At 33.3% G+C, this 14,883-nt stretch carries 12 protein-coding genes and 2 pseudogenes; 3 read left to right on the forward strand and 11 right to left on the reverse strand.

Translation table 11 applies throughout. From position 1 onward, the window contains the following. Window positions 1-292 precede the first annotated feature (292 nt). The 3 genes and pseudogenes from AC1M36_RS27730 to AC1M36_RS27740 form a co-directional block, all read right to left on the reverse strand. Window positions 293-982, reverse strand: a pseudogene (locus AC1M36_RS27730) (IS6 family transposase). 182 nt (window positions 983-1,164) lie between these two features. Continuing rightward, the gene (locus tag AC1M36_RS27735; protein ID WP_479846476.1) at window positions 1,165-2,595 is read right to left on the reverse strand and encodes a sensor histidine kinase; all 1,431 of its coding nucleotides are present in this window, start codon (window positions 2,593-2,595) and stop codon (window positions 1,165-1,167) included. Beyond that, on the reverse strand, window positions 2,585-3,301 hold the full coding sequence (locus tag AC1M36_RS27740; protein ID WP_336454428.1) for a response regulator transcription factor: 717 nt from the start codon (window positions 3,299-3,301) through the stop codon (window positions 2,585-2,587). The genes AC1M36_RS27735 and AC1M36_RS27740 overlap by 11 nt, the downstream gene beginning before the upstream one ends. Window positions 3,302-3,724: 423 nt before the next feature. Between AC1M36_RS27740 and AC1M36_RS27745 the strand changes: the two genes are divergently transcribed. The 3 genes from AC1M36_RS27745 (at window position 3,725) to AC1M36_RS27755 (ending at window position 8,948) form a co-directional block, all read left to right on the forward strand. Beyond that, on the forward strand, window positions 3,725-6,049 hold the full coding sequence (locus tag AC1M36_RS27745) for a S9 family peptidase (protein ID WP_336454429.1): 2,325 nt from the start codon (window positions 3,725-3,727) through the stop codon (window positions 6,047-6,049). A 325-nt stretch (window positions 6,050-6,374) separates the two neighbouring features. After that, the gene (locus tag AC1M36_RS27750; protein ID WP_241818997.1) at window positions 6,375-7,529 is read left to right on the forward strand and encodes a hypothetical protein; all 1,155 of its coding nucleotides are present in this window, start codon (window positions 6,375-6,377) and stop codon (window positions 7,527-7,529) included. Between the two features lie 249 nt (window positions 7,530-7,778). Next, window positions 7,779-8,948, forward strand: coding sequence for a serine hydrolase domain-containing protein (locus tag AC1M36_RS27755; protein ID WP_241818996.1), 1,170 nt, complete (start codon window positions 7,779-7,781; stop codon window positions 8,946-8,948). 361 nt (window positions 8,949-9,309) lie between these two features. Here AC1M36_RS27755 and yknW read toward each other — a convergent pair whose 3' ends face one another. The 8 genes and pseudogenes from yknW to AC1M36_RS27795 form a co-directional block, all read right to left on the reverse strand. Further along, entirely contained in the window at window positions 9,310-10,008 is a 699-nt protein-coding gene (yknW, locus tag AC1M36_RS27760) for a YknW family membrane protein (protein ID WP_336454432.1), read from the reverse strand. 117 nt (window positions 10,009-10,125) lie between these two features. Further along, window positions 10,126-10,209 (reverse strand): annotated as a pseudogene (locus AC1M36_RS27765) (hypothetical protein); the annotation flags it as partial. 5 nt (window positions 10,210-10,214) lie between these two features. Beyond that, complete coding sequence (locus AC1M36_RS27770) at window positions 10,215-10,460, reverse strand: hypothetical protein (RefSeq protein ID WP_336454433.1); 246 nt, start codon at window positions 10,458-10,460, stop codon at window positions 10,215-10,217. Window positions 10,461-10,475: 15 nt separating this feature from the next. Next, window positions 10,476-11,168 carry an ABC transporter ATP-binding protein gene (locus tag AC1M36_RS27775; RefSeq protein ID WP_336454434.1) on the reverse strand — a complete coding sequence of 231 codons (693 nt, stop codon included), beginning with the start codon at window positions 11,166-11,168 and terminating at the stop codon, window positions 10,476-10,478. A gap of 10 nt (window positions 11,169-11,178) precedes the next feature. Continuing rightward, the gene (locus tag AC1M36_RS27780; RefSeq protein ID WP_479846477.1) at window positions 11,179-12,876 is read right to left on the reverse strand and encodes a hypothetical protein; all 1,698 of its coding nucleotides are present in this window, start codon (window positions 12,874-12,876) and stop codon (window positions 11,179-11,181) included. 17 nt (window positions 12,877-12,893) lie between these two features. Continuing rightward, window positions 12,894-13,532 (reverse strand): YIP1 family protein, encoded by a 639-nt coding sequence (locus AC1M36_RS27785; protein ID WP_174103855.1) that lies wholly within the window; start codon window positions 13,530-13,532, stop codon window positions 12,894-12,896. Between the two features lie 22 nt (window positions 13,533-13,554). Continuing rightward, window positions 13,555-14,058: a stage II sporulation protein M gene (locus tag AC1M36_RS27790; protein WP_174103854.1), complete on the reverse strand. Its 504-nt coding sequence runs from the start codon at window positions 14,056-14,058 to the stop codon at window positions 13,555-13,557. 59 nt (window positions 14,059-14,117) lie between these two features. Further along, the gene (locus AC1M36_RS27795; RefSeq protein ID WP_336454436.1) at window positions 14,118-14,444 is read right to left on the reverse strand and encodes a putative cyclic bacteriocin; all 327 of its coding nucleotides are present in this window, start codon (window positions 14,442-14,444) and stop codon (window positions 14,118-14,120) included. Window positions 14,445-14,883: the final 439 nt, after the last annotated feature.

Raw genomic sequence — 14,883 nt, forward strand, 5'->3', positions numbered from 1 at the left:
TAAATTAAGTATAGAAGAAGTTGAACATATTTTGAGAGAAAATTCATAATAAAAAACTAAGAAAGCAAAAGAGCCACAATCCCCAATGGCTGGGATTGTGGCTCTTTCAAGATGCAAGAAGAAGACACAAGAGAAAAGATCAGTGACAAGATATTTATACATAGAAGAGACTTGTCACTGTTACGTTCTCTTTAAGAGTATAGCATAAAAGGGTTCTGGTGCAAAAATCATTTGATAGAAGCATAGAAACCTGCATAGACTGTTCAATGGTAGATTATGATGCAATTCCAAATCATTTATGTATGAATCTAACTTCATTTTGGACAGACTTCACCTGTAAGTGAAGTTGTCCTTTTTTCATTATATGCATGGTTTCCACGCCACTCAATATAGAAGTGGCTGTTTCATATGACTTGAATCCTAACATAGAACGTACACGTTTCTTAATGAAACGGTGATCTTGTTCCACTATATTATTGAGATATTTAACTTGCCTTAGTTGTATGCCTTCAGGCATACATTTCTCTTCTTTTAATTCTTGAATCGCTACAGCATAGGCAGGGTTCTTATCTACTGTTATTACGTGAGGTTTACAAATATGAGAAGCAGCCAAGACTTTCTTGAAAAAGCGCTTGGCTGCTTGTTTATCTCTTGATTCACTGAGATAAAAATCAATGGTATTTCCTTCTGAATCGACTGCGCGATATAAATACATTCATTGCCCTTTGACTTTCACATACGTTTCATCGACTCTCCAAGAATCATTTGTTGTCTTAAGATGACGTCGTACTCTTTCATCTAATTCAGGTCCATATTGATGTACCCAACGTATAATAGTGGTGTGAGCAATAGACAAACCTCGTTCCTCCATCATTTCCACCAAATCACGAAAACTTAGGTTGTACCGTAGGTACCATCTTACCGTTAATACGATAATATCAGGTTGATAACGCTTCCATTTGAACAAATTTTCCTTTTTCATACCGATCACACACCTTTTTTAGAATAATAGTATCAGTATGTCCAAGATTTAGAGATTATTTGCAATTCCCCTGAAGTTTTTGCACCAGAACCTCCTAGATCCTGTTTTCTAGAGTGTAGCTTCATGTAGAAAACTTTGCACCAGAACCAAAAGACTTATGCGAGTAAAGTACATAAGTCTTTTTAATTTTGTACTAGATTCTTATTGTAACCAGCTTTAGGTAAGGTGATTTGAAATTTCGTTTTTCCTTCGTCAGTATGTAAGTAAATTTGACCTCCGTGTTTCTCCGCAATATGTTTTGAAATTGTTAAACCGAGACCTGTTCCCCCATCACTTTTTCTTGATTGGTCTCCCCTGAAAAATGCTTCAAATACTTTTTCTTTTATAGAATTAGGAATACCAATGCCATCATCGATGATATTAATATGTATCTTTTGAGTATCTTCTATTAGCGAAACGAAGACATTCGTTCCTTCTGGGTTGTATTTTAAGGCGTTGGACAGTACGTTAGAAACGGCTCGATATAATAATGTATAGTTAAAAGAAACGAGTATTTCCTGAGAAGGGATTTCGAATTGAAAGTGAAAATGTTTTTCTTCAAACAGTCCATAATATTCGGCAGATATTTCACGAATAAATTCAGAAATATCCAGCATTTCAGTCACAAATGGATAGTCGGTGCTTTCAAGTTTAGACAATTCAAAAACATCCTCAATTAATTCTGTAACGAGTCGTGCTTTTGTATGTATGATACGTAAAGCTTGCTGTTTCTTCGCTTCCTCCTTAATAAGACCCATTTGCAGTGCTTCAACATAGCCCTGAATAGTTGTAATAGGAGTTTTTAAATCATGAGAAATATGGACAAGCATGCGCTTCTTGCTTTCTTCTAATTGTTTTTTCTCCATTTCTGTTTTTTCTAGTTTTTCAGCCATAAGGTTAAAATAATTTTGTATTTTCATTAATTCATAGTTTGCCTTAAAATGAAGCCTTTTGTAGTAATAGCCATTCGTAATGTTTCTAATTCCATTAGCGATTGAAAGTAACGGATTGGTTATTTTCATAGCCATCCATCGGCTATATATATAGACATTAATCCCGAATAAAAAGAGAAAAAGAAGAAAGGTTTGAAGCAACAATTTTATAAAAGCTGTAATATGGTCTTTCGCTGCACTTGTTACTGTGAATTCTTGCTTTATATATGTTTTGGGAATCTTAATGAGACAATAGGCCGTTTTACCGTCTTTTGCTTTAAATGGTGCTAGAGAAGTGTAATACGGATTTTCCTTTTGGTCATAAAAAAGGCTATTTAATTCTTTTTCCGTATAGGCGAATGAGTTATCTTGTTTTTTCCCTTTGATATAAACAACGTGCAAATTTTCATCGAGAATTTCAATCCATCCATTAAATGACTCAATTGCATCGGTGGGAATGTCTGAGTAGTTCTGTCTTACAATTTCAGTCGCTCTTAAATTAGACAATACAGTATTTTCGAACTTCTGTTTCATTTGAAAATTTAAAATGACAAGTAGGACAACAACACTAATTCCAAGAGTCAACGAGAAGAAAACATAAGTTTTAATTAAGGTGTTAAATATTTTATTTTTATCGTTCATTCAATTCTTCCTTCTTCGCAAATCGATAACCTAAACCTCGTACAGTTTTTAAATATACTGGATTTCTTGCATGATCTTCTATTTTTTCTCGCAATCTACTAATTTGAACCATGATAGTATTGTCATCTGAACAATAGTAATCAGACCATACGTTCTCAAAGATTTGCTTTTTGGTAAAAATACGACCTGGCTCCCCCATAAATAACTTCAATAATTTATACTCTAGAGCGCTAAGTTTAATTTCGCGTCCTTGCTTATAAAGAATACAAGAGCGATGATCCAACACCAGGTCATCAAAGTACGTTTGAGAGCGCTCTTGATTTAACGAGTTAACATTAAAATCATATGTTCTTCGAAGTTGAGCTTGGATTCGTGCTAATACCTCCAACAAGCTGAATGGTTTCGATATAAAATCATCTGCTCCTAGTCCTAATCCCATAATTTTATCCATTTCCTGATTTTTAGCAGAAAGAATAATAATAGGCATTTTGTATTCTTTCCGAACTATTTTAATCAATTCGTATCCATTAATATTGGGCATCATAATGTCAATAATAGCTAGATCAACTTTGAATTTCTGTATAAGGTTTAAAGCTGATTTACCATCACGCGCTTCCAGTATCGAAAAGCCTTCCATTTCCAAAAAAAGTCTTAGTATCTCTATGATTTCAAGCTCATCATCAACGATTATAATCGTTCTCTCCACTTTCTCTTCCCCCGTTTCCACTAATTAAAACCTTGCTTAAAACTAAAATTTTCCTTTTGTAAGGTTATTGTAAGATAAATGAAAGTTTGGGGAAAGAGCAACATTGTAAGATGATGTTATCTTACATGAAAGAGCATTTAAAAATCTTACAAAGAAATGTAAGATTAAAAAACCCTGCTAATATCAAAGAAATCTAAAAGACTTGTACATCATGATACTTACATGTCAAATGGCTTGAAATGATGCATGTAATGAAAAAGTAGGTGCAAAGAACATGTAAGGTCTGTCCAAAATAAGAAGAATTCACCTATAAGCTGTTTAGATTCGTATTTTATGTAAGTCCTTGAATATGAGAAAAATGAATGATTCTATGTTTTTACTACACTAACGTGGATGTTATAAATAATTAAAGGAGTGATAGATATGACATTATCAGTAACCGATGAACACTATGAGAAAGCAGAGCGTCTACTTTCTTGGAACGCTATAAAAGATGTATTTAACGGCAAGGTTTTTCCTAATTGGCTAGATAAAGGAAGCCGCTTTTGGTATCAAAGGGATATACGAAAAGAAAGCGGACGCGGCAAGCAATTTGTAATAGTTAATCCATGGTCAAATACTAAAGAACCTGCTTTCGATCATGCTAGGCTTGCAGAATCTCTCTCCAATGCAATGAACCGTCAGTTCGATCCAGATAACCTTCCCTTCAATTTCTTTACCTATGTCAATGATGAGAGGGCTATTCAATTTGAAGTAGATGAATCCACATGGATTTGCGATCTAACTAACTATCATTGTAAACAAATCAAAACTAAAAAATTATCTGCGCATGAACTTCCATCCCCTGATGGGCGTTGGGCTGCATTTATCAAGGGATATAACTTATTTGTACGTTCTTTAGAAACAGGACAAATCATCCAATTAACTCATGATGGTAAACGATACTATGATTATGGTACTCAGCCGGAATCAGAAACTTCCGTTATCCTTAAACGATTATCTAACCAAAAGGTTCCACCAGCAGCACTGTGGTCTCCAGATTCCAAACAAATTTTGACACACCGGCTTGATCAACGTAATGTGCGAAAAATGGCTCTTATACAGTCTGTTCCTTCTGAAGATGCAAAGCCACCTGTCATCCATTCATACCGTTATCCGCTAGTCGGAGATAAACACCTTCCATTAGCCCAATTTGTAATTTGTGATATTGAACAGCAATCGATGATTCAATTGGATACAGAACCTATGATTATTGGACATTTGTCACCGTTAAGCCCTGGTTGTCAAACAGCTTATTGGACAAACGACAGCGGCTTTGTTTATTTCACAAAAATGTCTCGCGATTATCGATCTATGCAATTTGTTGCCGCTCATGCAAAAACTGGTGAAACTCAAGCTTTGTTAGAGGAGACGAGTGAGACTTTCTTATTTACCGACCTCTACAACCTTAAAAGTGGCGAAGGGCGTATAAATGTCCAATGGTTATGCCATGATAATTCTTTTATTTGGCATTCCGAGCGCGACGGCTGGTCACACCTTTATCTTTATGATAGTCGTACAGGAAGACTAAAAAATAGAATTACCTCTGGACCTTGGACAGTCCGTCGACTCATTGGTGTTGATGAAAAAGAAGGATGGGTGTATTTTACTGCAGGTGGCCGAGAACCGGAACGTGATCCTTATTTTCAGCACCTTTATCGAGCTCGGCTAGATGGATCAAACTTAGTGCTCCTTACCCCGGAGAATGCCGAGCATAACGTGTCTGTTTCTCCTGATTATTGTTTTTTTATAGATACTTTTTCGCGTGTAGATATGCCACCTAAATCAGTTTTACGTTCAACAGATGGAAAATTAATTTGTACATTAGAGCAAGCTGATATTCAACTTCTCTTATCAAATGGATATCAAATTCCAAAGCGTTTCACTGTCAAGGCTGCCGACGGGATAACGGATTTGTACGGAATACTCATTCCTCCTGCAAAAATAAACAAAGGTTGTAAATATCCCATCCTAGATTATATTTATGGGGGCCCTCAAATAACTCGCACACCGAAAGAATTTACTTGGGGGGGAGAGTATGCATTAGGGCTACCATTTGATCAAGTGGGCGGTGCTCAATCTTTTGCACAGCTTGGTTTTGCTGTTATTCTAATGGACGGAAGAGGTACTCCTTATAGGTCAAAGGAATTTCATGATTTTTCTAACGAGAGACTGGAATGGTCTGCAGGGCTTGAAGATCATGTAGTAGCTATTAAGCAGCTTGCAGAGCAGTATCCTTTTCTAGATTCAAAGAAAGTAGGTATTTACGGTGAGTCTGGAGGAGGTTATGCAGCTGCTCGAGCTATACTGACTTATCCGGATGTATATAAGGTAGCAGTATCAGGGTGCGGGAACCATGATCAACGCTTATACCTAGCGGCTTGGGGAGAACGTTTTCAAGGACTTTTCAATTCAGAACTATACCGTGAACAAGATAACACAAAATTGGTTAAGAACCTAAATGGAAAATTACTTTTGGTGACAGGAGACCTGGATGATAATGTCCATCCCGCTTTAACCATGCGAATGGCAAATGCTTTGATTAAAGAAAACAAAGACTTTGACCTGCTGATTCTTCCTAATCGGCATCATGGGATTTCGGAAGATGTTTACTTTATACGTCGACGATGGGACTATTTTATACGAAACCTAATGGAAGCAGAACCGCCAAAAGAGTATGCGATTAAAGATCCTATGTTTCCAGGATAATGCACAGATAGTATTCTCTATTAGGGGTACGGAAAAAATTACTACTTTTTGGAGCCACTCATTATTTTAGTTATCAGAATTAGAGTTCCGTTAACTTTTTAAGAAGAATTTAACAAGGTTTGTTTACAGAATACTTGTAAATACTGCTAAAAATAAATTTACGGAACACATTTCAAGAAGATTTCCTTGAAAACTTCAAATCTAATTTCCTTAAAGTTATTGTTTTATCATATATTTGAAATTTTTTTGCAAGTGGCCCGAAAAAGAATAAATCGTTGTCATAACCCCTAAAGATACAAAATTTAACTAAAATAGGGGGAAATGTATGATTAGGGAATTAAGAAGGTTTCTGTTACCTACTGTAACTGCCGCAGCTTTATTGCTGCCATCTTTATTTGGGGCAACTAATCACGCAGAGGCAGCAACTACGTTTGGTCCATCTATGAAATCGGTTCTTATGTATGCTGGAAAAATTGATCCTGCTGCTTCTACCACTTATAACACATATACAGATACTGAGCTTACGAATCTCATGAAAGGAGCCAACCAGTTTATTGTTTTATCACCGAAAATTTCTGTTCATGATGATACTGATTACAAATTAAAATTAGATTTAATCAAAAAAATCATAGCAAAAGATAGTAGTGCAAAAATTTGGTTAGGGACTTTACATAGAGGTTCAAACAGTACAGATTTTAAATCTGACCCTCTTACCGCAGAACTAGAAAAATTCAAAACCGAATTAGGTAGTGTAATCTGGACAAACAATATAGTAGGTATTTACGTTAATGTTGAACATGTTTATAAAGATACTGCTGATCCAAATGGTACTAAAGCTACAGTATATACTGGAGATTATTGGAGTAAATTAAATAATAGTATGAACTCTAATGTGACTGTCCAGCTATTTAAAGCGCTTGATACATGGGCTTCTTCTTCCACAAACGGATACAAAAAATTAGCATGGGCTCCTTATGTTGATACAGATACTGATATTTTAAGAAGAGTAGCTTGGGTAACCAATCAAACCAATCTTTTTGATGTAGTGCTTCTACAGCCTAATTGGTATTTTCATGGCGATACCCAACAAAATGGTACAGTTCTGAACAAACCCGATTACTTACTAAAAGTTGTTAAAAAAAGCATGATAAATGGAACACTTTCCTATACAGACGGAAGCTATATCCTTCCACAAGCTTATGTAAATAAGAGAATAGGAACTATTGGAGTGGATATGGAGTACGATGAGAAAATTGCCGGTACTACTACAACTAATATTACAAAATATAATAGATTAATTGATTATGAAACAACATTTAAAGAAGAGTTAGCATCTAAATCCTATCCATTTACTTACTATATGGGATCTCCTGGTGCTAATGGTATAAGATACTTGGATATGACTACTACTTATGGTAAGTATACATGGGAGTATATGGTGGATTATTACTCGAATGGTACGGTCCATCCTAAAAAATAATGCAAGAAAGACAAGATAAAGACCAATACTGTAGCTTTATAATAAAGTTTGGTTCTGTTGCGAAGTTTTGTTAAGGTTAAGTGGTGCTAACAAAAATAGGACAGAATGGTGTTTGTAAAAATAATCATTATGAAGATGATTACGAATTCAATGTTGACCTTTTGTCATTGGTAGAGATGATAGCTGTATGGTTAGTATGAAACAGCAAGCAACCACCTATACAATATGAATAGAGGAGAGGAATGCCTTATGAAAACACGTAGTCAAATTACATGTGCAAGTTTGGCCCTTTTAATAGCTGGAAGTTCCCTGTTATACACAACACCAACCTCAATTGTAAAAGCAGAGCCCACTCAAAATGTATCTAGTTCGTCACAAACAAGCACGCAACGAGATCGTAATTCCGTCAAGCAAGCTATGCGGGATACATTACAACTTGGATACCCGGGGATACTTGCTAAAACTTCTGAGGGTGGAAAAACTTGGGGGTATGCCGCTGGGGTAGCGGATCTGAACACCAAGAAACCAATGAAAACAGATTTTCGCTTTCGTATTGGCAGCGTAACGAAGACGTTCACTGCAACGGTTGTACTTCAATTAGCTGGAGAGAACCGCCTGAATCTAGACGACTCCATCGAAAAATGGTTGCCTGGTGTCATTCAAGGAAACGGATATGATGCTAAACAGATTACTGTCCGTCAGATATTGAACCATACAAGTGGTATCGCTGAATACTTAAGGTCAAAAGAAGCTGATATTATGGACACAAAAAGATCGTATACCGCTGAAGAACTAGTGAAGATTGGACTTTCGATGCCCCCAGACTTTGCCCCAGGAAAGGGCTGGTCTTATTCAAACACAGGATATGTATTACTGGGTATCCTTATTGAAAAAGTAACCGGAAACAGCTATGCGGAAGAGATTGAAAATCGGATTATTGAACCGCTTGAATTGTCGAATACATTCCTACCTGGCAATTCAAGCGTTATTCCAGGCACCAAGCATGCCCGTGGCTATGTCCAACCAGAAGGGGCAAGTGAGCTAAAAGACGTTACCTATTTTAACCCCAGTATAGGCAGCTCGGCTGGAGATATGATTTCTACTGCTGACGACTTAAACAAATTTTTCTCTTCCTTGCTCGGTGGCAAATTACTGAAGGAACAGCAACTAAAACAAATGCTTACTACAGTTCCTACAGGAATTGCTGAAATCGGCAGATATGGTCTTGGAATCTATGAAAATAAGCTTCCCAACGGTGTCTCAATATGGGGGCACTCAGGTGGCATTCCAGGGTTTGTTACTTTTGCTGGAGGTACAATTGGAGGCAAGCATACGTTGGCCGTCAGTTTGAACAGTATGGGTAGAGCTAATAGTCCTGATCCTTTTAAAAATATTTTACTTGCTGAATTTAACAAGTAGGCAAAAAGGAAAAGCGGATAAACTTTGTCATAGTTTTTATGGCTCTAGTGCAAAAAATCTAAGAAGCTTGGACATACTGATAGTACCAATCTAGGGGTACCGCCCCATCGCCATCAAGCTAAGAAAATACACCTCCCCCAGAACGAGATTTTGTCCTAACTTGTAATAAAAAAGCTCATTTTTTCGTTTTGGAGTGGATTTGTTTTCTTAAGTTGATGGGCATGGGCCACCATATCAAAAAAAGAAAATTGTACGTTTAGACACATTTTGGACACAAATTAACCGGTACCTTGTACGTTAAGGAACCAGTTAATAATGTTGCAAATCTATTACTGATTTTTTCATAATGAACAGAATTTATTTACATCGGCATCCCCGGTAAAAATTTCGCTATTAATACCATAATTGCCGCTAAGAATACCGCTTTAATAATGAATAGAACAATAATTGGAATTGATGCTTTCACCTTACTTAATCCAGCTGTAATGTGTAATCCGAGCCAAATTAAAACTAAATTCCATACATAGAATATTTCAATTGTATTACCAATTCCGTATGCAAATGTACCTTCCTTAAATAATAATCCTAAACTAGTATACTGAGTCGTTCCACTACCAAAGATTAGACTTAAAATTGTATTAATAAGTCCACCAATAATAAGGACAATGTTTGTATAAACTACAATATTCAATAAGGTTTTGTAAGGAGTATCATTACCAAAGAACATCATAAATATTTTATAAATAGCTGCTATAAATAGTGCTCCAACTATTGCACCAGCAAAACTAGATCCAATTCCATAAATAACTTCCGATGTAATTGAACCCTTTCCAGCAAGCTCACCTAGTTCTTTTTGCATTTTAATCATTTCAGGTGACGTATTGACGACATATGTCGTCAAACCACCTACAAGCCCTTGTAACAATGCAACTAAGAAAAACATACCCCAAACTTTCTCGCTCGTTTTCATTCGCTCAAACTGTAAACCAGGAGAAATGATCATTCCAAATAATGATGGCTCTTCTCCGCCAGCTTTTTGTGTATTTAAATTCGCTTCCATTATAACACGCCGCCTTCTATTTATATAACCCATTCTAACGGGCGGTTCACTTTCCTCATGCAAGAGGCTACGAACCGCCCACTAGAACGGTAATGTGTAGTTCTACTACAATATTAATTACTCATAACGTAACGCTTCAATCGGATCTAATTTTGCAGCTTTATTCGCTGGAATTAGTCCGAAAATAATTTGGAACAGAACCTAAATTATTGTTTAATTGAATTTTTTTTATTTTTCTTAAAGATTCTATAACATTTAATAAGATAGCATATAATAAACGTTACTAAAGAAATCGCAAAAACTTTTATGTACATAGGTAATCCAGCATTATCAAACTTTTTCAAGCTAAATAATGTAACAAAAAAGAAAATAAAAAAAACACTCCAAGTTTCAATTGATTTAACGTCTTTTTTTAAAGTTAATTTTACAGTTTCAAAATAGTTATTTTGCATGGTATACCTTCCTTTTTATAAAATTTCATCATACCATTTATAAAAATCAGTATGGGAAACGTTTTTATTTGGATGTTCCATTCCAGGTGATATTTCTTTATCTTTTAAAACCAATATATTAGTTGCTAAGTTATATATGTGTTCTTTATCATGACTCGTAAATAAGATTCCGCCATCAAAATTTAATATAAATTCATATAAAAATTCAAGAGATAGGGAATCTAGTTTATTAAAAGGTTCATCCATGATTAATAATTTAGGATTATGGATGGTAGATGCACAAATTTGTACTTTTTGCTTCATACCGCTGGATAGAGATGAAATTTTCTTTTGTCTAAAATCATATATATTAAATTTTTTCATCCTCTCCCGAACCGTACCTTTAATTGATTTCACCTTATAAAGTGAGGCTATAAATATTAGATTTTCTTCCACTGTTAAACTTTCATAAAATATCGGTTCTGTAAAGACAAAACCAATCTCTTTACGAAGCTCAGGCTTTTTCAATAAATCTAGATTTTGAAACAAAATTGAACCTTCATTTGGTATTAATAATCCTGAGACTATTTTTAAAAGGGTCGATTTTCCAACACCGTTCCTACCTATAATTGCAACCCTTTCATCTGAATTCATACTAAAGTTGAGATTTTTCAACACATCTTCTGATTTTTTATATGCCTTGTTTAAATTATTTACTTGTAATAACATACTAACTCCCTTACATATCCATTTGATTGAGTTTGAACTCGGCTTTTTTTATAATATTTTTAATCAATTTCAAGCTGACAAAACTTATAATAACAAACAAACTACCAATGATCAGATAAATCCAATCTGTATTAATTTCTAAGAATATTAACATTAAAAAGGGTGTAGCTGTGCAGAAAAATATAATTTGTCGGAATTGATAAGCCACTTTATCTATAACAAACTCTGTCTCTACATAATCTTCCATTTCTGAGTAGTGCTGATTATGTAGATGCGGGAACATATATGTAGATAGTGTAGTTATGTGAGGGGTAATACAGTAATTTAAAGTAATCACACAACTAATAAAAAATGTTTCTTGTAAGCTAGGTTTGATAATGCATAAACAGATTATAACAATACAAAACATTTCAACAGAACCTAAAAACCTCTGAAATTGAATTTTTGAATGATATAGCTTACTAAATGAAACATTCGACATTCTATATAAGCGTAATATCCCACTATCACTATCAAAACGTAATAATCCAGGAAATAAGGTTATAGTTTCATATGCATCTTTTGAAATTGAATTAAATATGATATATATTAAAACAAATTTAACAATATCCACACTTCCAGTATTCGGAAGCGTAGCTACTATACTAGAAAGGGCGATAAAGGCGTAATTAAAGTAGTGCCCAAAAAAGTAAGAATAATGGTGGCTAAGTTGAATTCGGTTGTTAAAAAAGTTTTGAATTTGTACTTTTAGTAAAGGAGATTTAACAAATTTATTAAAGAAATTGTTTAAGACCAAAATCCAATCAGAGTAATCACCTTTAAACGGTGTCTCCCATTGAGATCTATACCATTTTCCAGCCAATAAATAGTGAATACTCCCCACAACAACCACTAATATAGTAACAGCAGTAAATATAATATTATTGAAGCTATTGCTATACACTAATTCTTTTATGTTCAATTCAAAAATATAGATCTTAATTTGTTTGAAAAATACATCTATTAAGTTTTTCCAAGTAGATATCTGTCTTATATCTTCTACAGAGATGAGCCAGTGTACAATCCAATTTGCTATAAAGTATGTACAAATATATATCATTAAACCTTTAAATATTGATGTAATAAAAGCTGCTATTTTATAACCTGTTTGAATACATTTGACATAAAAAACACATATGTACAATGTGACAATATAAGATACCATGATGCTACAAATTAAAAGTCCAATTAACAGTAAAATAAAATAGTTAACGTTCCCAAACATAATATATATAGATATTCCTAATATAATGGATTGTAGTATTGAATTTATATTATGAACACTGAACTTTAACAACCACGTATATAAATATAGGTTTCTATTAGAGTAGGGTAATAGATATAGAATGTTTTTATCTACTGGCGATAAAACTCTTTTTGTAAGTGATATCCCATTGATAACACCAATGATACCTACAAAATATAAATAATACATTATCCATGCTTCAAAACTATTAAGATATAGACTGAGAAAATATGAAATTCCTAAATAAATAATACATTCGAATGAAATTTTTAGGATAAAGAAAAGTGTATAAATAATATATCCATATCTTCTAAAGTATACTTCCTTATTAAATTTCAGGAAAACTTTTTCTAAACTTTCTATTCTGTGTTGAATTATATATTTTGAGTAGAATAAAACATATATAAACATTGATTTTAGCATTTATTAAATTCTCCTTATTAAATAAAGAGTTGAGATACATACATAATTGCTGTATGTACTATAAGAATTAAAAACGTGATTTTCCAAGAATAACAAGCTATTTCTTTTAAGAATAATCCCAAAATGTAAACTTGAATAATAAAGAAAACATCCAAAAGCTTTAACAAAGCTTTAATATAGGTGTTATCTGACATAATAAATGAAAGACTAGAAAAACTTTGAATCGTGTTATAGTCACCTAAAATAGATAATCCGCCATTAAAGACTACACCTAGTAAAGAAATAGTGCCAATATAAAAGAAAATATAATAGACTTTTCTAAAATTCACATCTTTTGTTGAAAGGATAAAAATTATTTTATATATAAAGGCAATAATAATATTGCTAGTAAACCCGTTCAATATTGCCATAAATGATGTAATTATAATTAAAAATAAATTTAATCTTCCTTTCTCTACGGTGATACTTGATTGAATTTCTGTAACAGCTTCATTATTCAATATAAATTTGCTACTAATTACTCCGCTTACTATTGTTATTCCTATAAAGAGTAGGGTTAATAATAATAAGGGTTCTTTTAAATTCTTCTTTTTTAAATTTTTAATTGGTGAAACTAAGAACTTATAAATTGATCCTTTTTCTATATACTCTTGCACTGACTACACCTCAATTTTTTATTTATATTCCTTCAATTAATGCAGCAACAAATGTTAATATGAAACTTAGTAAAAATAAATATTTTTTTTCATTAAAAAATCCAAAAAGTGCCTTCAACTTTTTCTCTTGATTAAAAACAGATAATACTTGATAAGAAAGTATAGAAATTATAAGAAATCCGGGTATTTCAAATATCCCGTGTGGTAAAATGTGTAATAGTAATTCTATTAGATTTTCAGAAATAATAGCTTGTGCCACCGTCATTCCAATAGAGAAACCATTTATAAACAATAAAATGATTGTTGGAATACCTAAAAGCAACGCCCCCATAAATATAAACATCTGAACTTTTAAGTTGTGTATAAAAATATCGAAAAAATTACCAATATCGTTATTAAAGGTAATCTCACCAAAATCTATATTTAAAATTAGGAATAATATTAATGCAAATGCCATTCCGAACAAATATATTGAAAGTGCTATTTTTGTAGCATACTTATTAAAAAAAATAAAATAGTTTTCCAATTTAACCTCCATTTAAAAAATCAAGGCAACCTTATGGTTACCTTGATTTTTCCTAGTAATTAGAATTTTACAACTGATGAGAAGCCACGTTGTCTTACCCATTTAATTAACATGCCTCGTCCGATAGCAGTGATTACAGCTGTTACCGGTCCACCAAGTGCTACACCTACAACTGCAGCTACTGCACCACCAATGCTTGCGCCATTAATAATCATATTTAAAATTGAAGAAATTGCTGTTGCATTTACACCTGTCCATGCAACCTTTCCTGCAAGTTGAAGAATTAGTCCAGCATTTACTAAAGCATAAATTGATGCAACACCAACAATCGCAAGAGCATATAGGTATAAATTACCTTTTTGAGATTTAATTGTCATAGATTCCATTTTTTCACCCCCTTACAATTCCAAATGTTAAACTATAAATTCATATATTAAAAGTATTATATTTTCATTTTTTTATTGTTATAATTATTGTAAATAACAATAAAACTTAATGAAGTTAAAATTTATCCAACTTTTTATTTCAAATAAATTTAATATTATTTCATTTGATTATTAATCTAATTAGATAACTACATGAAAAAATCCCTCCTTGAAATTGTAAATAAATCCCAAATAATAAATTCCCTTTTTTCGTCATCCTTATTTGGCCTCACCATATCAAAAAAGAAAAATGTACATTAACAAATTAGTTTGTATGGTTCTGTTGCAAAGTTTTTAAAACTAAGCTAAACTTTTGCAAAACAGAGTGAGGAGAATCATAAATGGGATATTTTAAAGGAAAACAATTCAGGAAAGATATTATTTTAGTAGCCGTCGGCTA

The organism is Bacillus sp. Medicinal_06, from assembly GCF_056711665.1.

Bases quoted from the DNA above. Each gene is read 5' to 3' on its own strand.
- AC1M36_RS27735 (WP_479846476.1), bottom strand. From the start codon at position 2,595: ATGAACGATAAAAATAAAATATTTAACACCTTAATTAAAACTTATGTT.
- AC1M36_RS27745 (WP_336454429.1), top strand. From the start codon at position 3,725: ATGACATTATCAGTAACCGATGAACACTATGAGAAAGCAGAGCGTCTA.
- AC1M36_RS27750 (WP_241818997.1), top strand. From the start codon at position 6,375: ATGATTAGGGAATTAAGAAGGTTTCTGTTACCTACTGTAACTGCCGCA.
- AC1M36_RS27755 (WP_241818996.1), top strand. From the start codon at position 7,779: ATGAAAACACGTAGTCAAATTACATGTGCAAGTTTGGCCCTTTTAATA.
- yknW (WP_336454432.1), bottom strand. From the start codon at position 10,008: ATGGAAGCGAATTTAAATACACAAAAAGCTGGCGGAGAAGAGCCATCA.
- AC1M36_RS27770 (WP_336454433.1), bottom strand. From the start codon at position 10,460: ATGCAAAATAACTATTTTGAAACTGTAAAATTAACTTTAAAAAAAGAC.
- AC1M36_RS27775 (WP_336454434.1), bottom strand. From the start codon at position 11,168: ATGTTATTACAAGTAAATAATTTAAACAAGGCATATAAAAAATCAGAA.
- AC1M36_RS27780 (WP_479846477.1), bottom strand. From the start codon at position 12,876: ATGCTAAAATCAATGTTTATATATGTTTTATTCTACTCAAAATATATA.
- AC1M36_RS27795 (WP_336454436.1), bottom strand. From the start codon at position 14,444: ATGGAATCTATGACAATTAAATCTCAAAAAGGTAATTTATACCTATAT.